The 26,985-nt window shown below is 60.9% G+C and carries 23 protein-coding genes; 7 read left to right on the top strand and 16 right to left on the bottom strand.

Features of this window, described 5'->3' with window-relative positions:
* Positions 1-19: 19 nt before the first annotated feature.
* The 8 genes from tldD to mreB form a co-directional block, all read right to left on the bottom strand.
* On the bottom strand, positions 20-1,462 hold the full coding sequence (tldD, locus tag CLM72_RS04780; RefSeq protein ID WP_105225782.1) for a metalloprotease TldD: 1,443 nt from the start codon (positions 1,460-1,462) through the stop codon (positions 20-22).
* 16 nt (positions 1,463-1,478) lie between these two features.
* Positions 1,479-2,327: a carbon-nitrogen hydrolase family protein gene (locus CLM72_RS04775; protein ID WP_105225781.1), complete on the bottom strand. Its 849-nt coding sequence runs from the start codon at positions 2,325-2,327 to the stop codon at positions 1,479-1,481.
* Positions 2,328-2,375: 48 nt separating this feature from the next.
* Positions 2,376-6,191 carry a YhdP family protein gene (locus tag CLM72_RS04770; RefSeq protein ID WP_105225780.1) on the bottom strand — a complete coding sequence of 1,272 codons (3,816 nt, stop codon included), beginning with the start codon at positions 6,189-6,191 and terminating at the stop codon, positions 2,376-2,378.
* A gap of 78 nt (positions 6,192-6,269) precedes the next feature.
* Positions 6,270-7,727, bottom strand: a complete 1,458-nt coding sequence (rng, locus tag CLM72_RS04765) for a ribonuclease G (RefSeq protein ID WP_003188562.1) — start codon at positions 7,725-7,727, stop codon at positions 6,270-6,272.
* Between the two features lie 70 nt (positions 7,728-7,797).
* The gene (locus tag CLM72_RS04760; protein WP_054897022.1) at positions 7,798-8,394 is read right to left on the bottom strand and encodes a nucleoside triphosphate pyrophosphatase; all 597 of its coding nucleotides are present in this window, start codon (positions 8,392-8,394) and stop codon (positions 7,798-7,800) included.
* A 51-nt stretch (positions 8,395-8,445) separates the two neighbouring features.
* The gene (gene mreD, locus CLM72_RS04755; protein ID WP_003188558.1) at positions 8,446-8,934 is read right to left on the bottom strand and encodes a rod shape-determining protein MreD; all 489 of its coding nucleotides are present in this window, start codon (positions 8,932-8,934) and stop codon (positions 8,446-8,448) included.
* Positions 8,934-10,001: a rod shape-determining protein MreC gene (mreC, locus tag CLM72_RS04750; RefSeq protein ID WP_105225779.1), complete on the bottom strand. Its 1,068-nt coding sequence runs from the start codon at positions 9,999-10,001 to the stop codon at positions 8,934-8,936. The genes mreD and mreC overlap by 1 nt, the downstream gene beginning before the upstream one ends.
* Positions 10,002-10,140: 139 nt before the next feature.
* Entirely contained in the window at positions 10,141-11,178 is a 1,038-nt protein-coding gene (gene mreB, locus CLM72_RS04745; protein WP_002555108.1) for a rod shape-determining protein MreB, read from the bottom strand.
* 210 nt (positions 11,179-11,388) lie between these two features.
* Between mreB and gatC the strand changes: the two genes are divergently transcribed.
* The 6 genes from gatC to CLM72_RS04715 all read left to right on the top strand — a co-directional run bounded on the left by gatC (position 11,389) and on the right by CLM72_RS04715 (position 16,615).
* On the top strand, positions 11,389-11,676 hold the full coding sequence (gatC, locus tag CLM72_RS04740) for an Asp-tRNA(Asn)/Glu-tRNA(Gln) amidotransferase subunit GatC (RefSeq protein ID WP_003188556.1): 288 nt from the start codon (positions 11,389-11,391) through the stop codon (positions 11,674-11,676).
* A 16-nt stretch (positions 11,677-11,692) separates the two neighbouring features.
* A complete protein-coding gene (gatA, locus tag CLM72_RS04735) occupies positions 11,693-13,144 on the top strand; it encodes an Asp-tRNA(Asn)/Glu-tRNA(Gln) amidotransferase subunit GatA (RefSeq protein ID WP_105225778.1) in 1,452 nt (483 codons plus the stop codon).
* A gap of 10 nt (positions 13,145-13,154) precedes the next feature.
* Positions 13,155-14,600 carry an Asp-tRNA(Asn)/Glu-tRNA(Gln) amidotransferase subunit GatB gene (gene gatB / locus CLM72_RS04730; protein WP_105225777.1) on the top strand — a complete coding sequence of 482 codons (1,446 nt, stop codon included), beginning with the start codon at positions 13,155-13,157 and terminating at the stop codon, positions 14,598-14,600.
* Positions 14,601-14,757: 157 nt separating this feature from the next.
* A complete protein-coding gene (locus CLM72_RS04725; RefSeq protein ID WP_054897024.1) occupies positions 14,758-15,129 on the top strand; it encodes a septal ring lytic transglycosylase RlpA family protein in 372 nt (123 codons plus the stop codon).
* A 26-nt stretch (positions 15,130-15,155) separates the two neighbouring features.
* Positions 15,156-16,235 carry a calcium/sodium antiporter gene (locus CLM72_RS04720; protein WP_105225776.1) on the top strand — a complete coding sequence of 360 codons (1,080 nt, stop codon included), beginning with the start codon at positions 15,156-15,158 and terminating at the stop codon, positions 16,233-16,235.
* Positions 16,232-16,615, top strand: coding sequence for a carboxymuconolactone decarboxylase family protein (locus CLM72_RS04715; protein WP_105225775.1), 384 nt, complete (start codon positions 16,232-16,234; stop codon positions 16,613-16,615). The genes CLM72_RS04720 and CLM72_RS04715 overlap by 4 nt, the downstream gene beginning before the upstream one ends.
* Before the next feature lie 124 nt (positions 16,616-16,739).
* Here CLM72_RS04715 and CLM72_RS04710 read toward each other — a convergent pair whose 3' ends face one another.
* The 5 genes from CLM72_RS04710 to kdgD all read right to left on the bottom strand — a co-directional run bounded on the left by CLM72_RS04710 (position 16,740) and on the right by kdgD (position 23,393).
* Complete coding sequence (locus CLM72_RS04710; RefSeq protein WP_034126295.1) at positions 16,740-17,681, bottom strand: AEC family transporter; 942 nt, start codon at positions 17,679-17,681, stop codon at positions 16,740-16,742.
* A 187-nt stretch (positions 17,682-17,868) separates the two neighbouring features.
* A complete protein-coding gene (gene garD, locus CLM72_RS04705) occupies positions 17,869-19,422 on the bottom strand; it encodes a galactarate dehydratase (RefSeq protein WP_105225774.1) in 1,554 nt (517 codons plus the stop codon).
* Between the two features lie 10 nt (positions 19,423-19,432).
* On the bottom strand, positions 19,433-20,797 hold the full coding sequence (locus CLM72_RS04700) for an MFS transporter (RefSeq protein WP_014716915.1): 1,365 nt from the start codon (positions 20,795-20,797) through the stop codon (positions 19,433-19,435).
* A gap of 184 nt (positions 20,798-20,981) precedes the next feature.
* Positions 20,982-22,427, bottom strand: coding sequence for an aldehyde dehydrogenase family protein (locus CLM72_RS04690; RefSeq protein ID WP_047712588.1), 1,446 nt, complete (start codon positions 22,425-22,427; stop codon positions 20,982-20,984).
* 54 nt (positions 22,428-22,481) lie between these two features.
* Complete coding sequence (kdgD, locus tag CLM72_RS04685; protein ID WP_003188537.1) at positions 22,482-23,393, bottom strand: 5-dehydro-4-deoxyglucarate dehydratase; 912 nt, start codon at positions 23,391-23,393, stop codon at positions 22,482-22,484.
* A gap of 233 nt (positions 23,394-23,626) precedes the next feature.
* Between kdgD and CLM72_RS04680 the strand changes: the two genes are divergently transcribed.
* The gene (locus tag CLM72_RS04680; RefSeq protein ID WP_105225772.1) at positions 23,627-24,784 is read left to right on the top strand and encodes a phospholipase; all 1,158 of its coding nucleotides are present in this window, start codon (positions 23,627-23,629) and stop codon (positions 24,782-24,784) included.
* A gap of 138 nt (positions 24,785-24,922) precedes the next feature.
* Here CLM72_RS04680 and CLM72_RS04675 read toward each other — a convergent pair whose 3' ends face one another.
* The 3 genes from CLM72_RS04675 to CLM72_RS04665 form a co-directional block, all read right to left on the bottom strand.
* Entirely contained in the window at positions 24,923-25,672 is a 750-nt protein-coding gene (locus tag CLM72_RS04675) for a FadR/GntR family transcriptional regulator (protein WP_034126291.1), read from the bottom strand.
* A 159-nt stretch (positions 25,673-25,831) separates the two neighbouring features.
* Entirely contained in the window at positions 25,832-26,251 is a 420-nt protein-coding gene (locus tag CLM72_RS04670) for a ClpXP protease specificity-enhancing factor (RefSeq protein ID WP_105225771.1), read from the bottom strand.
* 17 nt (positions 26,252-26,268) lie between these two features.
* On the bottom strand, positions 26,269-26,886 hold the full coding sequence (locus CLM72_RS04665; RefSeq protein WP_003188529.1) for a glutathione S-transferase N-terminal domain-containing protein: 618 nt from the start codon (positions 26,884-26,886) through the stop codon (positions 26,269-26,271).
* Positions 26,887-26,985: the final 99 nt, after the last annotated feature.

The raw sequence follows: 26,985 nt of genomic DNA, 5'->3' as shown, positions 1-26,985 counted from the left end.
CCACCCGAAGCTCCGGCTCCTACGATCCCGTGCCACCCACGGTAATCGCATCAATTTTCAACGTTGGCTGGCCGACACCTACCGGCACCGACTGCCCATCCTTGCCGCACGTGCCCACGCCGCTGTCCAGCGACAGGTCGTTACCGACCATCGACACCTTGCTCATGGCTTCCGGCCCGTTACCAATCAGCGTCGCCCCTTTGACCGGCGCGGTAATCTTGCCGTCTTCGATCAGGTACGCCTCGCTGGTGGAGAACACGAACTTGCCGCTGGTGATATCCACCTGGCCGCCGCCGAGGTTGGCGCAGTAGATACCGCGTTTTACCGAGGCAATGATTTCTGCCGGATCGCTTTGACCACCGAGCATGTAGGTGTTGGTCATGCGCGGCATTGGTAGATGCGCATAGGATTCACGACGGCCGTTACCGGTGCGCGCCACGCCCATCAGGCGGGCGTTGAGCTTGTCTTGCATGTAGCCCTTGAGCACGCCGTTCTCGATCAGGGTGGTGCATTCGGTCGGTGTGCCTTCGTCATCGACACTCAGCGAACCACGACGGCCGGCCAGGGTGCCGTCATCGACAATGGTGCACAGCTTGGACGCAACCATTTCGCCCATGCGCCCGCTGTAGGCGGAACTGCCCTTACGGTTGAAATCGCCTTCCAGGCCATGGCCCACGGCTTCGTGGAGCAACACGCCAGACCAACCCGAACCCAGCACCACCGGCAAGGTGCCGGCCGGCGCCGGAATCGCTTCCAGGTTGACCAATGCCTGGCGCAGCGCCTCACGGGCATAGCCCATGGCACGGTCGTCAGCAAGGAAATAACGGTAGTCGGTGCGCCCGCCGCCGCCATGTCCGCCGCGCTCGCGGCGCCCGTTCTGTTCGACGATCACACTCACATTGAAACGCACCAGCGGCCGTACATCCGCCGCCAGCCCACCGTCGGTGGACGCCACGAGGATGCGCTCCCACACGCCAGCCATGCTCACGGTCACTTGCTGGATACGCGGGTCCAGGGCACGGGTGGCTGCGTCGATACGCTTGAGCAGCTCGACCTTTTCCGTACGACTGATCACTTCCAAGGGGTTATCCGGCGCATACAACTGCGCCACGTCCTGGGTACTGAACGCCTGCACCGTGCCATTCTGCCCGGCACGGGAGATCGAACGGGCGGCACGCGCCGCCAGGCCCAGGGCCTCCAGGGTGATCGCATTGCTGTAGGCAAAGCCGGTTTTCTCACCCGATTGCGCGCGAACGCCTACGCCCTGGTCAAGGTTGAAACTGCCTTCCTTGACGATCCCATCTTCCAACGCCCAGGACTCGGAAATCTGCCCCTGGAAATACAGGTCAGCCGCATCGATACCCGGTCCGGCCAGATCGCCGAGCACGGCTTGCAGGCTTTCGATGGTCACGCCACCGGGTGCCAGGAGGTGATCACTGACTGAGGACAACAACTCGCTCATAGGTTTGGCCTTAAATTCATCGTTCTGAAGCAGGCCGCTGCGCGCCCTGCGAGAAAAAGCGCCGGTGATTGGCCACCGGCATGCGCGCCCGTATCGACGCCTGTTCACTGCTATCGCGTTCGGCCAGTAACACCGCTTCGCCTTGATCCTGTTGCGCCAGCACTCGGCCCCAAGGGTCGACAATCGCCGCGTGGCCAAACGTTTCCCGTGGGCCTGGGTGCACACCGCCTTGGGCGGCTGCCAGCAGGTAGCACTGGGTTTCGATGGCACGTGCGCGAATCAGCACATCCCAGTGTGCAGCCCCGGTCACCGCCGTGAAGGCCGAGGGCGCGGTAATCAGTTCAACCCCCGCCGCACGTAACTCGCTGTACAGCTCGGGGAAACGCAGGTCGTAACACACCGTCAACCCCACACGGCCCACCGGCGTGTCCGCCACCACCACATGGTTACCGAAAGCATAGTCGTCAGATTCGCGATAACGACCGCGAGCATCCGCCACGTCCACATCAAACAGATGGAGTTTGTCGTAGCGAGCGACGATTTCACCCTGATCATTGATCAGCAGCGAGCAAGCATTGGGTTTGGCGTGGGGCTGGTCCTTGGGCGGCAGCGGCAATGTGCCGGCCACTATCCATAAGGTGAGGTCGCGGGCGGCCTGTTTCAACCAGGGCAGCACAGGCCCTTGGCCCAACGCCTCGGCACGGCCTATGTCGGCCAGGTCGCGGCGCCCCATGGCAGCGAAATTTTCTGGCAGCACCGCGAGTTTCGCGCCATCAGCCGCCGCCTGCTCCAGCAGGCGACGCGCCTGGGCGAGGTTGGCCAGCACGTCACTCTGGCTGACCATTTGAATTACCGCAAAGGACATGGGCCGACACTCCATACAGGGCATGGGGCCATGCTACTCCACAGGCTCTCAGTTTGGCTTTTCAAATGGCTTGTCGAAGGTGATTTTTGGATCCTTCCAGGGACCTTGCACCTTGTATTGCACACTGGCGAAGCGCGAAACCCGGTCACCGATCAGCTTGTCGATCAAAAACAGCGCACCACCAATGGCCGGCGCACCGACAATCAGCGCCGCAATCGGCAGGTTGTTGGTCACAGGCAAGGTGACCAGCAATTTGGCGTCGACGCGATCGGCCACCAGATCCAGGGTGCCGTTAAGCTCCAGGTTGGTGGAAGGCCCGGTCATGGTGATGGGCTCGCGGGTCACGAACACGCCATTACTGGCGGCCAACAAGCCTTTGACCCGGTCGTAGCTCAAGCCCTTGCCGAACAAGTCGGAAAAGTCCAAACGCAAACGCCGGCCAATGGAGTTGAAGTTAAGCAGGCCAAACACTCGCAATGCCTGGGCACCGCCCTCCACTTCGACGAACTGACCTTTACGGAACGCGGCATCCAGGCTGCCGGAAAACCGCTTGGGCCCGACCCAGGCCGGCGAACCCGGCCAGCGGCCATCCACGTCCAGATGAAAATCTTCGCTGGTCACCGTAGGCGCAAAACCCCAGCCCTTGAGCACGTCGGCAATGTTGCGGCCATCAAGGCGGCCCTTGTACCAACTGCTGCTGGCGCCTGGCGCACCTTCCCAACCCCCGGCGCCCTTGAGCAGCATGCCCTTGAGGCCAAGGTCGAGGTTATTGAAGGCCAGCCCCTTGGCGGTGGGGCGGATCCTCAGCGACCAGGCCCCGATCAGGTCCGAGCCCTGGAACAGCTGGTCGACGGCAATATCCAGCGCCGGAATGCTTTTTGGGTCGATATCGGCCAGCGGGTCCGGCGCGTTTTCGTCCGCCTGCGCGGTCGGGTCTGGCGCAGGCAATTTCACATACTTGAGGTTGACCGCAATCGGCGCGCCTTTGGCGTCCGGCAGGTTCACCGCGCCCTTGGCTTGCTGGCTATCGAGTTGCAGGCCCCAGGCCGCTGGTTTGCGATCGAGCTGCAAGCTGACCTGATCAAACTGGGTACCAAACCCGGTCAGTTTGCCCACCTTGAAGTCCGCACCGCTGAGCAGTTGCTTGGCATTGCCACCTGGATCGTTGCCCGCGTAACGATCCACAAGTTTCTTCCAGGGATCGATATCCAGTTCCGACAGCACGCCACGAATGCGCAGGCCTTTAGCACCGGGCAACATGGCATCACCGTCGCCGAGGAACAGTTCGCCGCGGCCATCATTGAACTTGTCCGGCGGCGCGGCAAAAGTGAAATTCGCCAACTCGCCGTAATCAAACCAGTAACGGCGCTCAGCACCCTGCAAGGTCATGCGAAAGGTGCTGTCACGCCCCTGGCTGGCGGGCATGCCGAACGGTGCCGGCAGGTCCACCGCGACACCCTTGAGGTTGGAGTTGACCATCAACTGGCTGTCCGCGCCATCCAGGATCACTTGCAACTGGTACGGAATATCGCCGGAGACCGGCAACGGCTGGCTGATTTTCAACCAGTCCGTAAGGCGCTTGACGGTGACCTGGCCATTGGCAGTCACCCGCGTGCTGATATTGCCCGGTTTGCCTTCGGCAAAGATCTGCGCCGTGATGGGGCGGTCGAACGCCTGGGCCGAGATCTTCTGCCCGCTCAGGCCCTTGGCGCTGTCGAAGCGAAAATCACCCTTGAGCTGGGTCAGGTCCAGCGGCGGCTCGGCCAATTGCAGGCGCGCCTTGTCGGTCTTGAAGTCCACCACGATCTTGGGCTCAGTGCCTTTGGCCAGCGGTACGTCCAGGTCCAGGCTACCTTGCAGGTCGCCCTCGCCTTTCCAGCCGGCGAACGTAGACGCCGTGCCGATAGGGGCTTCTTGAAGGATCTTCAGGCCGTCGCCCAAACCGCCGGAGAACCCGCCCGTGAGCAGCAGATGACTGTCCCCGCCCGCTGGGGCGTGGGGGATATTGACGTAGACATCCTTGACCTGGGTGTCGAGCAACTGGCCCTTGCTCGCCAGAATGCGTACGCCGCTCTCCTCGACAAACACTTCGCCATTGACCTTGTTCACATGAGGCCAGCCCGGCTGGAAGGCGAGCTCGGCATCATGCACCTTGAAGAACAGGCTGATATTGCGCGACGCGGGCAGCGCATTGTGGCTGAGCGAGCCCTGGTACTGGAAGAAGCCTTCGTCCACCGCGCCCTTGAGGATCGCCGTGCGCAGCCATTCATCCAGCGCCGGGCTCAACACGGCCGGTAGGTACTTGGGGGTGAAACGGCCATCGCCATCGACCATGCCGACCCGCAGGTCCATGTAGTCTTCCTGGCTGTGGTCGAAATGCAGGCGAATCAGGAAGTCCGCCGCCACCTTGCCTTCCTCCCCCAGGACCTTGATATACGGGGCGATCAGGGTGAAGCCTTGCTTGTCCAACTTCCAGGTCAGGCGCGCATTGGCCTGGATGTACTGCCAAGGTTTGGCGAAGATCGGATACAGATGCAAGGAAAAGTCTTTGCTGTCCATGCGCAACTCACCCTGGCCCAGGTCGCCACTGATACTGCCGGACACATTGCGTGCGGCCGGCGCGCCGAAGTAGGCATCGAAGCCGACACGCTCCAGGTTGGCGGCAAAACTGAGTTTGCGATCGGTGGTGTCTTGCGGTCGGAAGTCCACCAGCACATTGCGTAACAGGCCAGTAGCTTTGAGGTGTTCGACGGCCTTGGCGAAACCGTCCGGCAGCGGCGCCAAGGCGTTGAGCAACGGGGTAATGGGGGTCAGGTCGAGACGGTCGGCCTGCAATTTCCACACTTCCTGTTCCTTGTCGGTCGCCAGGCTTTGCTGCAATTGCAGGCGCGACTCCCAACGGGTTTCGCCAATGTTCATCGCCAGGGAATCAAACAGCACCTTGAGGCCAGCGTCACTGCGCTGCAGGTAGGCGGTCAGGGCCAGGTTTTCAAGATGCACCGGCTTACGGTCGGCGTAACTGCCCTTCACTTGGGGCGAATTGAGGTGTACCGCCGCGCTTTGCACCGTGCCTTTGGCCCAACTGAGCCAAAACTCGCCGCCGGCCTTCAATTGCGTCAGCTTCCATTGCTGGGTCAGTTTGGCGGGAATCCACTTTGCCCAGTCGCTCTGCGGCAGGCTCAGGTAGGCATCGACCTCAGCGTCTTGCCACTGGCTGGCACGAATGCGGCTACGCAGGCTGACCGCCAACGGTTGGCCATCGGGCAATGTCAGGCGAGCGTCCAGACGCTGCTGGCTCATGCCGGTATGCAGGCTCAGGCCCACATAAGTCACGCTCACTGGTGCCTGGTCGAAGGGTTGCAGGGTCACCTGGCTGTCCAGCACCGACACGCGCTTGACCATTTGCATGCGCGTCAGCAGTTGTTGCGGGTCCAACGGCTGGTCGTCCTGCACCGGCAAGCCTTGCAGGGTCCAGCGGCCGTCCTGGTCTTCCTTGACACTCAGTTGCAAGCCACTGACTTGCAGATGGGCGATACGCACTTCGCGGGCCAACAGGCTGGCCCACATATCCGGCACCACTTGCACCTGGTCCAGGCGCAAGGCGCTGCTGCCCTCGCCGACCATGACGTCGTGGGCCAGCAATACCGGGGCAAACCCGCTCCAGCGGCCTTCAAGGCTACCGATATGCAGCGGCGTATCCAGCGCAGCCTGGGCCTTGGCCTCGACTTCGGCGCGGTATTCGGCCACCAGCGGGGTGAGTTCGCGCCCCAGGCTCACGTACACCGCCGCCAATACCAGCAGCAACGCACACAGGCCCAGGCCCCAACGGGTCAAAGCGGCAAAAAAGCGTATCAGACGCTCCATGTCAGGCGACCCTCAAAAAACAGTTAGCGGACCGCAGATCAAGGTCTGCCGGTCTCGAAGAAAGTGCACAGTTGGGGATCAGAGCAACACCACGTCGTATTGTTCCTGGGAATACATGGTTTCGACCTGGAAGCGAATGGTGCGACCGATAAAACTTTCCAGTTCGGCGACGTTACCGGACTCTTCATCCAGCAGGCGATCCACCACCTTCTGATTGGCAAGCACTCTATAACCTTCGGCCTGATAGGCGCGTGCCTCGCGCAGGATCTCGCGGAAAATCTCGTAGCAAACCGTTTCCGGGGTCTTCAGCTTGCCGCGCCCCTGGCAACTGCTGCACGGCTCGCACAGTACCTGTTCCAGGCTTTCACGGGTGCGCTTGCGGGTCATCTGCACCAGGCCCAACTCGGTGATGCCGATGATGTTGGTCTTGGCGTGATCGCGCTCCAGTTGTTTTTCAAGCGTACGCAGCACCTGGCGCTGGTGCTCTTCATCTTCCATGTCGATGAAGTCGATGATGATGATGCCGCCCAGGTTACGCAGGCGCAGTTGACGAGCGATGGCCGTGGCCGCTTCGAGGTTGGTCTTGAAGATCGTCTCTTCAAGGTTGCGATGGCCCACGAAGGCACCGGTGTTGACGTCGATGGTGGTCATGGCTTCTGCCGGGTCCACCACCAGGTAGCCGCCGGACTTGAGTGGCACCTTGCGCTCCAGGGCTTTCTGGATTTCGTCTTCGACGCCATACAGGTCGAATATCGGCCGCTCGCCGGGGTAGTGTTCCAGGCGATCGGCGATTTCTGGCATCAACTCAGCGACAAATTGCGTGGTGCGCTGAAAGGTTTCCCGCGAGTCGATGCGAATTTTCTCGATCTTCGGGCTGACCAGATCGCGCAGCGTGCGCAGCGCCAGGCCAAGGTCTTCATAAATGACGCTGGGCGCGCCGATGGTCTTGATCTGCGCGTCGATCTGATCCCACAGGCGCCGCAGGTAGCGAATATCCATGAGGATCTCGTCAGCGCCAGCGCCTTCTGCGGCGGTGCGCAGGATAAACCCGCCCGCTTCCTTGATGCCCTCGGCGGCGACGCAGTCGCTGACCACCTTCTTCAGGCGCTCGCGCTCGGCTTCATCTTCAATCTTCAGGGAAATGCCCACATGGGCAGTGCGCGGCATGTACACCAGGTAGCGCGACGGAATCGACAACTGGGTGGTCAAGCGGGCGCCCTTGGAACCAATGGGGTCCTTGGTGACTTGCACCACCAGGCTCTGGCCCTCGTGCACCAGAGCGCTGATGCTTTCCACCGCAGGGCCCTCGCGCAGGGAAATTTCCGAGGCATGGATAAACGCTGCACGGTCCAGGCCGATGTCGACGAAGGCCGCCTGCATGCCCGGCAATACGCGCACCACCTTGCCTTTGTAGATATTGCCGACGATCCCGCGCTTCTGGGTGCGTTCGACATGCACTTCTTGCAGAACACCGTTCTCTACCACCGCCACGCGCGATTCCATCGGCGTGATATTGATCAGAATCTCTTCACTCATGGCTGGGTCTCGTTCAGGCGTTTTCACAATAGTGACCGGTCGCTTAAGGCTTGGCGCTGGAATATGGCGTTCAGCACACGGTAAGGTTTTGCCAACAGGGTATGCCGAATTGGGCGAGCAGTTGCGCGGTTTCGCAGACTGGCAGGCCAACCACGGCGGAATAGCTGCCATTAAGCCCGGCCACAAACACCGAACCCAGCCCTTGGATAGCATAGCCGCCGGCCTTGTCCTGCGGTTCGCCACTGTGCCAGTAGGTGGTAGCCTCCCGCACAGAAACCTCGCGGAAACGTACACGGCTGCTGACACATCGGGTTTCACATTGCTGGCCGTCGGTCAGGGCGATGGCGGTGAGTACTTCATGCTCGCGGCCGGAAAGAGCCATCAGCATGGCCAGTGCATCAGCCTGGTCCACCGGCTTGCCCAGGATCCGCCCGTCGACAATCACCGCCGTGTCGGCTCCCAATACGCAGGTGCCCGAGGTATGACCAAGCGCGACAAAACCTGCCGTCGCCTTGCCCCGCGCAAGGCGCTCGACATAGGCAACGGCAGGTTCGTCGTTCAGGGGAGTTTCATCAATAGCGGCGCTGACCAGGGTGAAGGGCACACCGATCTGGGCCAGCAGTTCACGTCGCCGCGGGGAGCCAGAGGCCAGATAAAGCGAATTCATTGCAGACTCTCCCTGTGGGGTTCGATAACCAGGCAGAGCCTCGCAATCCATTCAATTGATTTTATAGCGACGACGCAGCCCACGCAGGCCAAAACTGATCCAGGGCCATAACAAGGCGCTGACCAGCGCCGGCAAGACCAGCGCCAGGGTCGGCTGGCGGTTGCCGGTCAACGCGCTGAGCCACAGTTGCACTAACTGCGCCAGGCCGAAGATCACCAGGATCACCAAACACTGCTGCCACATCGGGAACATGCGCAAGCGCTGTTGCAACGACAGCACCAGGAAGGTAATCAGGGTCAGGATCAACGCGTTCTGGCCCAGCAAGGTGCCATACAGCACATCTTCGGCCAAGCCCAGGCACATGGCCGTGACCATGCCCACCTTGTGCGGCAGGTTCAATGACCAGAACGCCAGCAACAAGGCCAGCCAGAGCGGGCGCAGGATTTCCATGAACTGCGGCAGCGGCGAAACACTGAGCAGCAAGCCGATGGCGAAGGTCAGCCAGACGATCCAGCCATTGCGTGAATGAGTACCCGCCATTAGTCCCCCCTCTGCGGTGTGGTGGCCGGAGCGGCGGTTGGTTTAGCCGGGCGCTGCGCTGCAGGTTTGGCCGGTGTCGCCACAGGTGCTGCCGTTGCCGGTGCAGGTGACGTGGCTGGCGCGGGTGCAGGTGGGCCAACAAAAGCAGGTTTTGGCACCGTGGCCGGCACGATAGGCGCGGTGCCATTCTGCTGGTCCTCCGCTTCCTGGGCTTGGGCAGCGTCGTTAGCGCGCTCTTCCGGGGTGCGGTTGTCGCTGAACACCAGCAGCAGGTACCGGCTGCGGTTCAGCGCGGCAGTCGGTACCGCCCGAACGATAGCGAACGGCTGGCCGGAATCGTGGATCACCTCTTTGACCGTCGCCACCGGATAACCCGCCGGGAAGCGCTGGCCCAGGCCAGAGCTGACCAACAGGTCGCCTTCCTTGATGTCAGCGGTGTCCGCCACATGGCGCAGCTCCAGGCGTTCCGGGTTACCGGTGCCGCTGGCAATTGCGCGCAAGCCGTTACGGTTGACCTGTACCGGAATACTGTGGGTCGTATCCGTCAGCAACAGCACCCGCGAGGTGTAGGGCATCAACTCCACCACCTGGCCCATCAGGCCACGGGCATCGAGCACCGGCTGGCCAAGCACCACACCGTCGCGCTCACCCTTGTTGATGATGATGCGGTGGGTAAAGGGGTTGGGGTCCATGCCGATCAGCTCGGCCACTTCGACCTTTTCGTTGACCAGCGCGGAAGAATTGAGCAACTCGCGCAGCCGAACGTTCTGCTCGGTGAGGGCCGCCAGCTTTTGCATGCGCCCCTGCAACAGCAGGTTTTCAGTCTTGAGTTTTTCGTTCTCGGCGACCAGTTCGGTGCGGCTGCCAAATTGGCTGGACACGCCCTGGAAGAGACGTTGCGGCAGGTCGGTGATCCAGTAGGTCTGCATCAACACCAGCGACATCTGGCTGCGCACCGGCTTGAGCAGTGCAAAGCGGGCATCGACCACCATCAGCGCGACCGAAAGCACGGTCAGCACCAATAAGCGCACACCCAATGAGGGGCCTTTGGCGAAAAGCGGTTTAATAAGCCGCTCCTCCCAGGCAAATGTTCTCTTTATTCATACGGCATCAAACCGGCCTGGATGCAGATTGAAGAAGATAAACGCCAACAGGCAGCACTGCAAAGTGCTGCCTGCCGACGAAGCATGAACCATCCAGGCAATCTTATTCGCTGGAGAGCAGGTCCATGGTGTGTTTATCCATCATTTCCAGCGCACGACCACCGCCACGGGCAACGCAGGTCAGCGGGTCTTCGGCGACGATCACTGGCAGACCGGTTTCCTGGGCCAACAACTTGTCGAGGTCGCGCAGCAAGGCGCCACCACCGGTCAGTACCAGGCCACGCTCGGCAATATCGGAAGCCAGCTCCGGCGGCGATTGCTCCAGGGCACTTTTCACCGCCTGAACGATGGTGGCCAGGGACTCTTGCAGAGCCTCCAGCACTTCATTGGAGTTCAGGGTGAAGGCACGTGGAACGCCTTCGGCCAGGTTGCGACCGCGCACATCGACTTCGCGCACTTCACCGCCTGGGTAAGCGGTGCCGATTTCCTGCTTGATGCGCTCGGCGGTGGATTCGCCGATCAGGCTGCCGTAGTTACGACGCACATAAGTGATGATCGCTTCGTCGAAGCGGTCGCCGCCCACGCGCACGGATTCGGCATACACCACACCGTTCAGGGAAATCAGGGCGATTTCGGTAGTACCACCACCGATATCCACCACCATCGAACCGCGCGCTTCTTCCACCGGCAGGCCGGCACCGATCGCAGCCGCCATTGGCTCTTCGATCAGGAATACTTCACGGGCACCGGCGCCAAGGGCCGATTCACGGATGGCGCGACGCTCCACCTGGGTGGACTTGCACGGAACGCAGATCAGCACGCGAGGGCTGGGCTGCAGGAAACTGTTTTCGTGAACTTTGTTGATGAAGTACTGCAGCATCTTTTCGCAGACGCTGAAATCGGCGATCACGCCATCCTTCATCGGACGAATGGCAGCAATATTGCCTGGTGTACGGCCGAGCATGCGCTTGGCCTCGGTGCCAACGGCAACGACACTTTTCTGATTACCATGGGTCCGAATGGCCACAACCGATGGCTCATTCAGAACGATACCGCGCTCGCGCACGTAAATAAGGGTGTTGGCAGTGCCCAGGTCAATAGAGAGATCGCTGGAAAACATGCCACGCAGTTTCTTGAACATGGGGAAAGGACCCTAGGCAACGCGTGGGTAAAAAAGTGCGGCAAACTCTAACAACGACAGGGATTTTGGGCAAGGCGCCAATGTGCTAAATTGGCCGACTTTCTGTGCACCAACCCCCACAATCGCGGCCTTATGACCGTAGAAATGCGGTAGTGTTCCGACAATCTAACACACGGACGCCCTCCGTTCTGTTTTCCACTGGAGAATCCCATGGCGCTTGAACGCTCCGACGTGGAAAAAATCGCACATTTGGCCTCGCTTGGCCTTAATGATGCCGATCTTCCACAGACCACCGCAGCCCTGAACAGCATTCTCGGGCTGGTCGACCAAATGCAGGCCGTGAATACCGACGGCATCGAGCCCCTGGCTCACCCACTGGAAGCCAGCCAGCGCCTGCGCGCAGACGTCGTGACCGAACGCAATAATCGCGAGGCCTACCAGTCCATCGCGCCAGCGGTCGAAAACGGCCTGTACCTGGTTCCGAAAGTCATCGACTAAAGGGAAAGAGCCTTTCATGCATCACATGACTCTGGCCGAGATCGCCCGCGGTCTCGCCGACAAATCGTTTTCTTCCGAAGAGCTGACCCAGGCCTTGCTGGCGCGTATCGCCGCGCTCGATCCGAAGGTCAACAGCTTCATCAGCCTCACCGAGGAGCTGGCCCTGAGCCAGGCCAAGGCCGCCGACGCCCGTCGCGCCAACGGTGAGAACGGTGCGCTGCTCGGCGCACCGATCGCCCACAAGGACCTGTTCTGCACCCAGGGCATTCGCACCAGCTGCGGCTCGAAGATGCTCGACAACTTCAAGGCACCCTACGACGCCACTGTGGTCGCCAAGCTGGCCGCCGCCGGCGCCGTGACCCTTGGCAAGACCAACATGGACGAATTCGCCATGGGTTCGGCCAACGAGTCCAGCTACTACGGCGCGGTGAAAAACCCGTGGAACCTGGAACACGTCCCGGGTGGTTCGTCCGGTGGTTCGGCTGCGGCCGTGGCCGCACGCTTCCTGCCGGCCGCTACCGCCACCGATACCGGCGGTTCGATCCGCCAACCAGCCGCCTTCACCAACCTCACCGGCCTGAAGCCGACCTACGGTCGCGTTTCCCGTTGGGGCATGATCGCCTACGCCTCAAGTCTTGATCAGGGCGGCCCTCTGGCACGCACGGCTGAAGACTGCGCAATATTGTTACAAGGCATGGCAGGTTTCGATAAACAGGACTCCACCAGCATCGACGAGCCAGTGCCGGACTACAGCGCCAGCCTGAACACCTCGATCAAGGGCCTGCGCATCGGCGTGCCGAAGGAATACTTCAGCGCCGGCCTCGACCCGCGTATCGCCGAACGGGTGCAAAACAGCATCAAAGAGCTGGAAAAGCTTGGCGCCGTGATCAAGGAAATCAGCCTGCCGAACAACCAGCACGCGATTCCCGCCTACTACGTGATCGCGCCAGCGGAGGCCTCTTCCAACCTGTCGCGTTTCGACGGCGTGCGCTTCGGCTACCGCTGCGAGAACCCGAAAGACCTCACCGACCTGTACAAACGCTCCCGCGGTGAAGGCTTCGGCAGTGAAGTGCAGCGTCGGATCATGGTCGGGGCCTACGCCCTGTCGGCCGGCTACTACGACGCGTACTACCTCAAGGCGCAAAAAATCCGTCGCCTGATCAAGAACGACTTCATGGCCGCCTTTGAAGAAGTCGATGTGATCCTCGGCCCGACCGCGCCAAACCTGGCGTGGAAGATCGGCGCCAAGACCGGCGACCCGATCGCCGAATACCTGGAAGACCTCTACACCATCACCGCCAACCTCGCGGGCTTGCCGGGCTTGTCCATGCCCGCAGGTTTCGTCGATGGCCTGCCGGTGGGCGTGCAATTGCTCGCCCCATATTTCCAGGAAGGCCGCCTGCTCAATGTGGCGCACCAGTACCAGTTGAATACCGACTGGCACACCCGCACCCCTACCGGCTTCTGAGGAGAACACTATGCAATGGGAAGTTGTTATCGGGCTGGAGATTCATACCCAGCTCGCCACCCAATCGAAGATTTTCTCCGGTAGCGCCACCACGTTCGGCGCAGAACCCAATACCCAGGCCAGCCTGGTAGACCTGGGCATGCCCGGCGTTCTACCGGTGCTGAACCAGGAAGCGGTGCGCATGGCGGTGATGTTCGGCCTGGCGATTGACGCCGAAATCGGCCAGCACAACGTGTTTGCGCGCAAGAACTACTTCTACCCGGACCTGCCCAAGGGCTACCAGATCAGCCAGATGGAACTGCCGATTGTCGGCAAGGGCCACCTGGACATTCCCCTGGAAGACGGCACCATCAAGCGCGTCGGCGTCACCCGTGCACACCTGGAGGAAGACGCCGGCAAAAGTCTGCACGAAGAATTCCCGGGCGCTACCGGTATCGACCTGAACCGTGCCGGCACGCCGCTGCTGGAGATCGTGTCCGAGCCGGACATGCGCAGCGCCAAGGAAGCCGTGGCCTACGTCAAGACCATCCACGCGCTGGTGCGCTACCTGGGCATCTGCGACGGCAACATGGCCGAAGGCTCGCTGCGTTGCGACTGCAACGTGTCGATCCGCCCCAAGGGCCAGGTCGAGTTCGGCACCCGCTGCGAGATCAAGAACGTCAACTCGTTCCGCTTCATCGAGAAAGCGATCAACAGCGAAGTACGTCGCCAGATCGAGCTGATCGAAGACGGCGGCAAGGTGATCCAGCAAACGCGCCTGTACGACCCGAACAAAGACGAAACCCGCGCCATGCGCAGTAAAGAGGAAGCCAACGACTACCGTTACTTCCCCGACCCGGACCTGTTGCCGGTGGTGCTGGAGGATTCCTTCCTCAATGATATCCGCGCCACCCTGCCGGAACTGCCGCAGCAAAAACGCGAGCGCTTCCAGGAGCAGTTCGGCCTGTCGGTCTACGATGCCAGCGTCCTGGCCTCCAGCCGTGAACAAGCCAACTACTTCGAAAAAGTCGTGAGCATTGCCGGCGACGCCAAGCTGGCGGCCAACTGGGTGATGGTCGAGCTGGGCAGCCTGTTGAACAAACAGGGCCTGGAAATCGACGAAGCGCCGGTCACCGCCGAACAACTGGGTGGCATGCTGCTGCGCATCAAGGACAACACCATCTCCGGCAAAATTGCCAAGACCGTGTTCGAAGCGATGGCCGCCGGTGAAGGCAATGCCGACGAGATCATCGAGAAGCGTGGCCTCAAGCAAGTCACCGACAGCGGCGCGATCTCGGCCGTCCTCGATGAAATGCTCGCGGCCAATGCCGAACAGGTCGAGCAATACCGCGCCGCAGACGAAGCCAAGCGCGGCAAGATGTTCGGCTTCTTTGTCGGCCAGGCGATGAAAGCCTCCAAGGGCAAAGCCAACCCGCAACAGGTGAACGAACTGCTCAAAAGCAAGCTCGAAGGCTGATTGCGGTGAAATGGTTGGAGTGGAGTTTCACCTACACCCCGACCTTTTGTGGGAGCTGGCTTGCCTGCGATTCAGACACCTCGGTGTTTCAGTTACACCAAGCCGATGCTATCGCAGGCAAGCCAGCTCCCACATTTACATCTGGGACTTCCTGACAATGAAGCGTCTACTCGGCCTCCTGGCCCTGTCCTCCCTGCTGGCCGGTTGCGCCAGCGGCCTCATCGACCCCAACGGCTACGACGAAACCGGCACCGCGTCCTATTACGGCGCCAAGCACCATGGCAAGAAAACCGCCAGCGGTGAACCTTTCAACCAGAACGCCTTGACCGCCGCCCATCGGCGCCTGCCCTTCGGCACGCAGGTCAAGGTGACCAACCTCGACAACAACCGTTCTGTCGTGGTGCGTATCAATGATCGCGGCCCGCATACCCGTGGCCGCCTGATCGACCTTTCACGCAAGGCTGCCGAGCAACTGCGCATGCTGCGCAGCGGTACCGCCCGGGTACGCGTGCAAGCCCTGAACAACTGATCGAGGCAGCCTTGAGCATTTTCGGATTGAACGCCCTCTCACCCTGGAGCCTGCTCGAACTGGTGGGTGGCCTGATCTTGCTGATCATCGGCGCTGAAATCCTGGTACGCGCCGCGGTACGCCTGGCAGCGAGCCTCAAGGTGCGGCCATTGATCATCGGCTTGAGCATTGTCGCCTTCGGCAGCAGTGCGCCGCAGATGACCGTCAGCCTTCAGGCCACTCTGGCCGGCAACACGGATATCGCCGTGGGCAGTGTCATCGGCAGCAGTATCTTCAATATCCTCGTGACCCTGGGCTTGTCCGCACTGATCATTCCGTTGCGGGTCTCGCGGCAACTGGTGCGCGTGGATATCCCGGTGATGATCGTCGCCGGCCTGCTGGTATTTATCCTGGCGGCTAACGAAATGCTGACGCCCCTCGATGGCGCCGTGCTGCTGGTGGCGCTGGTGGCCTACCTTGGCGTATTGCATTACCAGACGCGTCATTCCCGCCGCCCGCGCACTCTGGACACCGTGGCGAAGGCGCCATGGCTGAGCAGTGTGCTGCTGATGCTCGGCGGTTTGCTGGTGCTGGTGCTGGCCGGGCATTTGTTGCTCGGCGCAGCGGTGGATGTAGCGGGCGATCTCGGATTGTCGGAGCGCGTCATCGGCCTCACGTTGATCGGCGTCGGCACCTCGCTGCCGTGCCTTGCCACGTCGCTGATCGCCGCGTTGCGTGGCGAACGGGAGATCGCGGTGGGCAACGTGATCGGCAGCAACCTGTTCAACCTGCTCGGCGTGCTGGGTTTTACCGCACTGGTGGCGCCGACGCCGCTGTCGGTCTCGCCCAACGCCCTGGACTTCGATTTACCGGTGATGCTCGGCGCCATCATCCTGTGCCTGCCGGTGTTCTATACCGGCTATCGGGTAACACGTATCGAAGGGCTGGTGCTGCTGGGGCTGTACCTGGCGTACGGTCTGCATGTCATGGCCTTCACCACTGGCATGCCGCTGGCCAACAAGCTTGAACAATTGATGCTGTATTACGTCCTGCCGGCGTTAGGGGCTCTGCTGTTGTTCACCTCACTGCGCGCCTGGCACCGCCAACACAAGAGGGAATCGCAATGACCGATCAGAAAAAAGCCGGGGTTGAAGTACGTCGCCAGGTCATGGGCGATGCGTTCGTCGACCGCGCCCTGGGGAATGCCACGGCGTTCACCCAGCCGCTGCAGGACTTCGTCAATGAGCACGCGTGGGGCAGCGTCTGGAACCGCGAAGGGTTACCGTTCAAGACCCGCAGCCTGATCACCCTCGCCGCCCTCACCGCCCTCAAGTGCCCGCAGGAACTCAAGGGCCATGTGCGCGGTGCGCTGAATAATGGCTGTACGGTGGAGGAGATTCGCGAAGCGCTGCTGCATTGCGCGGTGTATGCAGGGGTGCCGGCAGCGATTGATGCGTTTCGGGCGGCGCAGGAAGTGATTGAGGCGTATCAGGCCGATCAGCAGTGACTGTCCTGTAGCTATCGCAGGCAAGCCGGCCCCCACACTTGAGGGTATTCACACGTCCACATGTGGGAGCTGGCTTGTCGGGTCGCCGCATCGCTGCGATGGGGCCTCAAGCTGCCCGCCGATTTCAGATCCAACCACCCGCCTGCAACACAAAAATCCCGATATTCGTGGTCACCGCCGCCATCAGCGTGGTGATCACGATAATCGCGGCCGCCAGCTCATGATTACCCTGCGCCGCCCGGGCCATCACAAAGCTTGCGGCGGCGGTCGGCGCGCCGAAATACAGGAACAGAATCCCCAACTCCGGCCCTCGGAACCCCAGCAACCACGCGCCCAGGGTGGCGATCACCGGTAGCCAGATCATCTTCATCAGGCTGGCGCTCAACGCCATGTTGCCGCTCTTGCGCAGCGCGGCCATGGACAAGGTGCCACCGATGCAAATCAACGCCAGCGGAAGCGTGGTATCGGACAGGTACTGCAAGGATTTCTCAAGCCAACCGGGCACGCCGATCTGGAAGTAGGCGAACGGCGTAGCGACGATCACGCTGATAATCAGCGGGTTGGCCAATACGCTTTTGAAGATGCTCCACGGGTCGGACTTGATCACCGGGCTATAGACCGCCAGCACAATGGTCGACAGCGTGTTGTAAAAGAGGATCACCAGCGCGGCGAGGATCGCGCCCAGGGATATGCCGTAATCGCCGTACATACTGGCCGCCAGTGCCAGGCCGATGACCCCGTTATTGCCACGAAACGCGCCTTGGGCGTAGATGCCTCGGTCTTCGCGCTTGCAGCGAAAGATCGCCCAACCCCAGGCCACGGCAAAGCTCACCAGGGTGGCGACGCAGAAGTAGATGAGCAGGCCCGGCTTGAGCGCCGAGTGCAGGTCGGCATGCAGAATACCAAGGAACAGCAGCGCCGGCATGGCCACGTTGAACACCAGGGACGATGCGGTGTGGATAAAGTTGTCATTGATCCAGTTGATGCGCTTTAGAAACACGCCCAGGAACAGCATGGCAAACACCGGCGCGGTGATGGTGAGGGTGGTGAGGAAGATTGCCAGCATGCCGGGGAGAACCTTGGTGGGCGTCGTTAGTTGGCTAATGATAAGCCAGTACGAGCGGGTTCGTGTGGGCAACGCCATTCAAATGTGGGAGCTGGCTTGCCTGCGATGGCGATGTGTCAGCCGATGCACTCATAATTAATGCACCGCTATCGCAGGCAAGCCAGCTCCCACAGGTTAGCGCCTGGTCTCAGGTAATCGGCGCCGGGTTGAACAGCGTGATGTCGTTATGCAGCTTATGCCGCTCTGCCCAGGTCTGCTTCTTGCCGCTGGCCACATCCAGATAGAAGTGGAACAGCTCCCAACCCAGCTCCTCGATACTCGCCCGCCCCGTGGCAATGCGCCCGGCGTCGATATCGATCAGGTCCGGCCAACGCTGGGCCAGCTCGGTGCGGGTCGAAACCTTCACCACCGGCGCCATCGCCAGCCCATACGGCGTGCCGCGCCCGGTGGTGAACACGTGCAGGTTCATCCCCGCTGCCAGTTGCAAGGTGCCGCAGACAAAATCACTGGCCGGTGTGGCGCAGAAGATCAGGCCCTTTTCCTTGAAGCGCTCGCCAGGGCCAAGTACGCCGTTGATGGCACTGCTGCCGGATTTGACGATGGAGCCCAACGACTTCTCGACAATATTCGACAGCCCGCCCTTCTTGTTACCCGGCGTGGTATTGGCGCTGCGGTCTGCCTCGCCCTTGGCCAGGTAACGGTCATACCAGTCCATTTCCCGGACCAGCTCGCGGGCGACGTCCGGGTTCTGCGCGCGTGAGGTCAGCAGGTAAATCGCATCGCGCACTTCAGTCACTTCGGAAAACATCACCGTCGCGCCGGCGCGCAGTAACAGATCCGAGGCATACCCCAGCGCCGGGTTGGCGGTGATGCCGGAGAACGCATCGCTGCCGCCGCACTGCATGCCCAGGATCAACTCGGAGGCCGGCACGGTTTCGCGGCGGCGCTGGTTGAGTTTTTTCAAGCGCACGTCGGCCAGGGCCATGATCTGCTCGATCATTTCGGTAAAGCCATGGCTGGAATCCTGCAAGCGATACAGCCACGGCTCGCTCAGGTCCACGGAGCTGTCGTTGTCGTGCATCACCTGGCCGGCCTGGAGCTTTTCACAGCCCAGGCTGATCACCAAGGCTTCGCCGCCCAGGTTGGGGTTGCGCGCCAGGTTGCGCACGGTGCGGATGGGGATGTAGGCATCCGTCGCCGTAATCGCCACGCCGCAACCGTAGCTGTGGGTCAGCGCCACCACGTCATCGACATGCGGGTATTGAGGCAGCAACTCGTCCTTGATGCGCTTGACCGCATGGTCCAGCACGCCGGTAACGCATTGCACGGTGGTGGTAATGCCGAGGATGTTGCGCGTGCCCACGGTGCCGTCCGCATTGCGATAGCCCTCGAAGGTAAACCCCTCCAGGGGCGCCTGGGTTTCAGGCACCTCGGTGGACAGCGGCAAGCTGTCCAGCGGCGGTGCGGTGGGCATGCGCAACTGGTCCTCCTGCACCCAACTGCCGCGAGGAATCGGCGCCAGGGCATAACCGATGGTCTGGCCGTAGCGAATAATCTGGCCGCCCTCGGGGATGTCTTCCAGGGTCACCTTGTGGCTCTGCGGGATGAAATCCACGGTGACCAGGCCGTCGGGAAACTCGGTACCGGCGGGTACCCCTTGATCGTTCACCACGATCACCACATTGTCGCGCTCGTGCAAACGGATCGAGCGCGGCGAGTCAGCATGTTCAATCAACTGCATCACACGAACCTCAGGAATGCGCTTGAGAAAGGTTGGTCAACTCAGGACCCTTGGTAGGTGGCTCCTTGAGCACCACGCGCTTGATCGGGCCGACAATCACCAGGTAACTGAACACCGCCACCAGCGCGTTGGCGCCGACAAACACCAGGGCCCACTTGAACGAGCCGGTGGTGCTGATGATGTAGCCGATGACAATCGGCGTGGTGATCGACGCCAGGTTACCGAAGGTGTTGAACAAGCCGCCACTGAGCCCGGCGATCTGTTTCGGCGAGGTGTCGGAGACCACCGCCCACCCTAGTGCGCCAACGCCTTTGCCGAAGAAGGCCAACGCCATGAAGCCCACCACCATCCATTCGATGTCCACGTAATTGCACGCCACGATGCTGCTGGAAATCAGCAGGCCACCGATGATCGGCGCCTTGCGTGCGAAGGTCAGCGAATGACCCTTGCGCAGCAGGTAGTCGGAAATCACCCCGCCGAGCACCCCGCCGATAAAGCCACAGATCGCCGGTAACGAGGCAATGAAGCCGGCTTTGAGGATGGTCATGCCACGCTCCTGCACCAGGTACACCGGAAACCAGGTCAGGAAGAAGTAAGTGATGCCATTGATGCAGTACTGGCCCAGGTAGACGCCGAGCATCATACGGTTGGTCAGGAGCTGACGGATGTAATCCCACTTCGGCCCGTCGGTTTTTTTACCCTTGCCCTTGTCCTGATCCATATCGACCATCGCGCCATTGGCGGCGATGTGATTGAACTCGGCCTCGTTGATCATCGGATGTTGGCGCGGGCTGTGGATAACTTTCAGCCAGATCAGCGAGAAAACAATGCCGATCACACCCATCACGATAAACACGTGCTGCCAGCCGAAGCGATAGACGATCCAGCCCATCAACGGCGCGAACAACACCGTGGCGAAGTACTGGGCCGAGTTGAAGATCGCCGACGCAGTGCCGCGTTCCGCCGTAGGGAACCACGCCGCAACAATACGGGCATTTCCCGGAAACGAAGGCGCCTCGGCCAAGCCCACCATGAAGCGCAGCATGAACAGCGCGACCACCGCAGTGGAGACGCCAAACTCACCGACATAGCCTTGCAGCACGGTGAACAGCGACCAGGTGAAGATGCTCAGGGCATAGACTTTTTTCGAGCCGAAACGGTCGAGCAGCCAGCCACCGGGAATTTGCCCGGCCACGTAGGCCCAACCGAATGCAGAGAAGATATAACCGAGGGTGACCGCGTCGATACCGAGGTCTTTTTGCAGGCTGGAGCCGGCGATAGCGATGGTGGCCCGGTCGGCGTAGTTGATCGTGGTCACCAGGAACAGCATGAGCAGGATCAAATAGCGGACGTGGGTCGGCTTGGTCGCTTGCATGTAGAAGTACTCCCACTAATTATTTTTTTTGCGGGTAATCATTTTTTTTTGCCGTGGAAACCGCTCTATGTGGGCGCCGGGCTTGCCCGCGATGCAGGCACCTCGGTGTGTCAGCCAGACCGAGGTGATGCTATCGCAGGCAAGCCAGCTCCCACCTGGAGCCGGTGCCACGGGGTGCTGCGTGTTACGAACCGATGTAGCTGGTTTTCACCACGGTGTAGAACTCTTGCGCATAGCGACCTTGCTCACGCGAACCGTAGGATGAGCCCTTACGGCCACCAAATGGAACGTGGTAATCCACCCCCGCCGTCGGCAGGTTGACCATCACCATCCCGGCCTGGGAGTGGCGCTTGAAGTGGTTGGCATATTTGAGCGAGGTGGTGGCAATACCGGCCGACAAGCCAAACTCGGTGTCATTGGCCATGGCCAGCGCCGCCTCGTAGTCCGCCACGCGCACCACGTTGGCCACCGGGCCGAAGATCTCTTCACGGCTGATGCGCATGGCCGCTTCACTGTCGGCAAACAGTGTGGGCGCCAGGTAATAGCCTTCGGTGTCGCAGGTCACCAGGCCGCCCCCACTCACCAGCCGGGCACCTTCGCTCTGGCCGATGTCGATGTATTTCAGGTCCTGATCCAACTGAGCCTGGGATACCACCGGGCCAATGTCGGTGCCGCTATTCAAAGCGTGGCCCACCTTGATCGACTTCATGCGCTCGGCCATGGCGGCGACAAACTGGTCGTGGATACCCGCGGTGACAATCAAGCGGCTCGACGCGGTGCAACGCTGGCCGGTGGAGTAAAACGCACTCTGTACCGACAGCTCGACAGCCTGCTTGAGGTCGGCATCGTCGAGAATGATCTGCGGGTTTTTGCCCCCCATTTCCAACTGCACCTTGGCCTGGCGCGATACACAGCTGACGGCGATCTGACGCCCAACGCCCACAGACCCGGTGAAACTGATGCCATCGACTTTCGGGCTGTTGACCAATACGTCGCCAACCACACGGCCACTGCCCATCACCAGGTTGAACACACCGGCAGGGAAGCCGGCACGGGAGATGATTTCGGCCAAGGCCCAGGCGCAGCCCGGCACCAGTTCGGCAGGCTTGATCACCACGCAGTTGCCGTAGGCCAGGGCCGGGGCGATTTTCCACGCGGGGATGGCGATCGGGAAATTCCACGGGGTGATCAGGCCCACCACACCGAGGGCTTCGCGGGTCACTTCAACGTTGACGCCCGGGCGCACCGACGGCACGTAATCGCCCGACAGGCGCAAGCATTCACCGGCGAAGAATTTGAAGATATTGCCGGCACGGGTCACTTCGCCAATGGCTTCAGGCAGGGTCTTGCCCTCTTCGCGGGCCAGCAGGGTGCCGAGTTCTTCACGACGGGCGAGAATCTCGCTGCCGACTTTATCCAGCGCATCGTGACGCGCCTGGATACCGGAGGTGGACCACGCCGGGAACGCGGCGCGGGCAGCGTCGATGGCCGCGTTGACTTGGGCCACGTCCGCTTTGGCGTATTCGCCAATGGCGTCGGACACATCCGACGGGTTGATATTGGTGCAGTAGTCGGCGCCGGTTACCCATTCGCCATTGATGTAGTTCTCAAAACGCTTTGCCTGGGACACGAATCTTCTCCTGACGCAAAAGGCCGCTGATTGCTCAGCGGCCTTGTGGATAATTTATTGCGCGCCTTGCTTGTCGATCAGCGCGGCGAGGGCTTCGTACTCTTCCGGCAGCAGGTCGGTCAGTGGCGTGCGCACCGGGCCTGCGTCATAACCGACGATTTTCGCACCGGCCTTGACGATGCTCACCGCGTAACCGGCCTTGCGGTTACGGATATCCAGGTATGGCAGGAAGAAGTCGTCAATGATCTTGCCCACGGTGGCGTGATCTTCGCGAGCAATGGCGTGGTAGAAATCCATCGCAGTCTTGGGGATGAAGTTGAACACCGCCGAGGAGTACACCGGCACGCCCAGGGCCTTGTAGGCCGCGGCGTAAACCTCTGCGGTCGGCAAGCCACCGAGGTAGCTGAAACGGTCGCCCAGGCGACGGCGGATCGACACCATCAGCTCGATATCACCCAGGCCATCCTTATAGCCGATCAGGTTCGGGCAACGTTCGGCCAGACGCTCCAACAGCGGTGCGGTCAGGCGGCAGACGTTGCGGTTGTACACCACTACGCCGATCTTGACCGACTTGCACACGGCTTCAACGTGGGCGGCAACCCCGTCCTGGCTGGCTTCGGTGAGGTAGTGCGGCAGCAGCAACAAACCTTTGGCGCCGAGGCGTTCGGCCTCTTGGGCATACTCGATGGCCTGGCGGGTGGCACCGCCTACACCGGCCAGGATCGGCACGCTGGACGCACAGGTATCCACGGCGGTTTTCACCACCTGGGAATATTCGCTGGCCGCCAGGGAGAAAAACTCACCTGTGCCACCTGCGGCGAACAAGGCGCTGGCGCCATAAGGGGCCAGCCATTCCAGGCGCTTGATGTAACCCGCCTGGTGGAAATCACCCTGGGCGTTGAAATCGGTCACCGGGAAAGACAGCAGACCGTGGGAGAGGATGGACTTCAGTTCTTGTGGATTCATTATTCGAACACCCTGGGCGAAGACTTTCTAACGAAAGGTTGTTGTTGGTTTTGATGATGTCGTACGTCATCGTACAACTATAAATAGATTCGTCAACTGCAATTCATCCGGCGTAATCCTGCGAAGGCTTAAGACGCGGCTCTTGACGTAGGAAATTTCTCACCTATGATTCAGATAACTGTATGCATATACAGTTATCACGGAAGATTCCTACGACATAGCAAGGAGCTAACATGTCAGGTCTTGAACTTGCAGCACCCGAAAAAACACCACCTACCCTGCGCTTCGAAGGCGGTGAACACACCGCCATCGGCGATGACACCCTGCTTCGCTTCGTCAAGGACGCCCCGGCCATTCCTGCGCGCCAAGTCGAACTGCACCTGCCCAACGGGCTTGCGCTGACCTATGGCCAAGTGATCGCCCTGGGCGGCGACTTCTATGGCATCCCCGGCCAACCGATCAGCGATGGCAATTCTCCGGCCGAGCGCGTGCAACGCTTCACCGCGGCCTTCAATTCTCTTGCCGTGTTGCCTGCTTCACGGGAAGAAGCGCAAAAAATCCTGGCGGTGATGCAAAAGGAGATCAACGCCGTCAACCAGGCGATCAAGGACGGCAAGCAGCCTCATGAAGCCTATGACGCCCTGGGAGATACGTTGTCGGAGGAGTGGAACCGCATTACCGGTGGTGGCAGTGCTGTTTCGGCCCTCGTCCCGCTGGGCCGCTACCTGAAGCTGGCAGCGGACAACGCCGACCACTTCGGTGAATGGGCCTTGTCCGCCTACTTGGCCGGCCATACGGCAGCCTTGCAACAGGCAGTAGTGGCCCATCAGACCGGCACCGACCAGGCCCTGGAGTTGGCCTACGCCATGAACAGCTTTGCCGATCATTTTTTGACCGACCTGTTTTCCGCCGGCCACCTGCGGGTACCGCGCAAACAACTGGCAGCGGTGGTGACGCCTGGAGAACTCGGCTCCCTGATCAGCCGCTTTATGCACGATGAAGACAGTAAATTCGGGCTCAAGGTGCGCAATGCCATGGGCGCTCAGTGGCATGCCTACGGCGACAAGCGCTACTTCGACAGCATCGACGCCGACAATCGCGTGCAGGTCAAACGGGCGGTACAGGCCTCGGCAGATGAAATCTTCGAAACCTTCATCAGCGGTATCGCGCCCTCCCCGGCTGAGTTCAAGGCACCGCTGTATGTGCCCGACCTGAACGCCGCGCAAAACCCGGCGAATAACTTCTCGCCGCTGTTCAAGATGGAGGGGGACAAGGTGCTGCGGCGCAAGGACGTCAACGATTTGAACGACAAGCACTGGACCAATGATTGGTGGGGGTGGAGTACGTATTTACTGCTTAAAGACTACAAGCCAAACCAACCCGCCAGCTAAATAGACGCGGTACTCCAGATAACGGAGATCAAATGTGGGAGCTGGCTTGCCTGCGAATGCAGTTGTTCAGTGACAAGCTAAGTGACTGACACACTGCCATCGCAGGCAAGCCAGCTCCCACACGGGATATGAATGACCTCAGACCCGCTGCGCCTCTGCCTCTTCATGGGCATGACGCAGTCGTTCGCGACTATTGGTCAAATGCAAGCGCATCGCAGCCCGCGCCGCATCCGAATCCTGGCGGGCTATCGCCTCATAAATCTCTTCGTGTTCGCGGCTCAAACGGCTCATGTAGTGCTGTTGATCATCATGGGCCAGGCGCGCCGAATTCAGGCGGGTACGCGGAATGATGCTGGTGCCCAGGTGGGTCATGATGTCGGTGAAGTAGCGGTTGCCGGTAGACAGTGCAATTTCCAGATGGAAGGCAAAGTCTGACGCCACCGCATCGCCGGCGTGGGCGGCACTTTCATTCAAGGCATCGAGGGCCGCACGCATGGCCGCCAGTTGCTCATCGCTGCGACGCAGCGCCGCGAGGCCCGCAGACTCCACTTCCAGGCTGATACGCAGCTCCAGAATCGCCAGCACATCGCGCAAGGTCACCACGGTGGCCGGGTCTATGCGAAAACCGCTGGGGCTTGGCGTGTCCAGCACGAAGGTGCCGATACCGTGGCGAGTCTCGACCTGCCCCGCCGCTTGCAGGCGCGAGATGGCTTCACGCACCACCGTCCGGCTGACGCCATGGGCGTCCATGATCGCCGACTCGGTCGGCAGCTTGTCGCCGCGTTTGAGCTGGCCATCGCGGATCTGCTCGGACAACACCGTGACCAATTCCTGGGCAAGGCTGCGGCGCTTGCGGGGAAGACGTGGGGCGGCACTGGCGTTTTCCATGATGAACCATCTTTCTCGACGAACTAAAGACCGCATCATAGCCCATGGTGGTTGTACGATCACCGTTCTGGCGCGACTTTCATCCATATCCTTCACGCAAAAAAAATGCCCCGACCGACGTCGGGGCATTTTTCAGACGGGTGTGTAAGCGAAATCCGCCTACTTCACCACTTTCAAGCTTGGCCGACCGCTAGGGCGCGGCGGCTCGGTATCCGGTGGCGGTACATCATCGCCGTCTTCGCCTTCGATCGTTTCGTCATCCTCTAAAGGCGACTCCAGATCGAACACCATGCCCTGGCCATTTTCCCGGGCGTAGATCCCGAGGATGGCACCGATGGGCACGAACAGCGTATGGGGCACACCGCCGAAACGCCCTTCGAAGCTCACCGCTTCGTTGTCCATGTGCAGATGGCGCACGGCACTGGGCGATACGTTCAGCACAATCTGTCCGTCACTGGCAAAACCCTGGGGTACCTGAACCGCAGGAAATTCGGAATTGACCAGCATGTGCGGGGTGCAATCGTTGTCCACAATCCACTCATAGAGCGTGCGGACCAGGTAAGGTCGACTGGAGTTCATCAACGGCTCCTTAAGCCTTAGCGCATATCACGTTCGGCACCAGACAGACTCGCCTGGAAAGCCTCACGCGCAAACTGGCGCTCCATGTAATCAAGCAACGGCTTGGCCGGCCGTGGCAGTTCAATGCCCAGAATCGGCAAACGCCAGAGTATGGGTAATAGGCAGCAATCCACCAGGCTTTGTTCCTCACTGAGGAAAAAAGGTTTATCGGCGAACAACGGCGAAACGCCGGTGAGGCTCTCGCGCAATTCCTTGCGCGCCTGCACACGAGCGGCTTCTTTGGAACGCGAATCCAGGATCACATCCACCAACCCGCACCAGTCACGCTGGATCCGATGGATCAGCAGGCGGCTGTTGGCACGCGCCACCGGGTACACCGGCAGCAAAGGCGGATGAGGGTAACGCTCATCCAAGTATTCCATCACCACGGTCGACTCCCACAACGCCAGGTCACGATCGACCAGGGTGGGCAAGCTGCCGTAAGGGTTCACTTCGATCAGCTTCGGCGGCTGACGGCCCGCCTCCACACTGATGATCTCGGCGCTGACACCCTTCTCTGCGAGCACGATGCGTACTCGGTGGGAATAGTGGTCGGCGGGGTCGGAGTAACAGGCCAACCGGTTGGTCACGCCCATGGCGGTCCTCCTCGCTTGTTGAAATTATCGAAAGCTCAAAAACGAGCGCGCCCAGAAAGCATCCCTGTAACGTCCGGTTCAAACCGGCGCTACGTGCTC

The sequence above is a fragment of the Pseudomonas sp. MYb193 genome (genome assembly GCF_002966775.1).
Classification (GTDB): domain Bacteria; phylum Pseudomonadota; class Gammaproteobacteria; order Pseudomonadales; family Pseudomonadaceae; genus Aquipseudomonas; species Aquipseudomonas paracarnis.
This window is presented reverse-complemented; position numbering and strand designations above follow the sequence as displayed.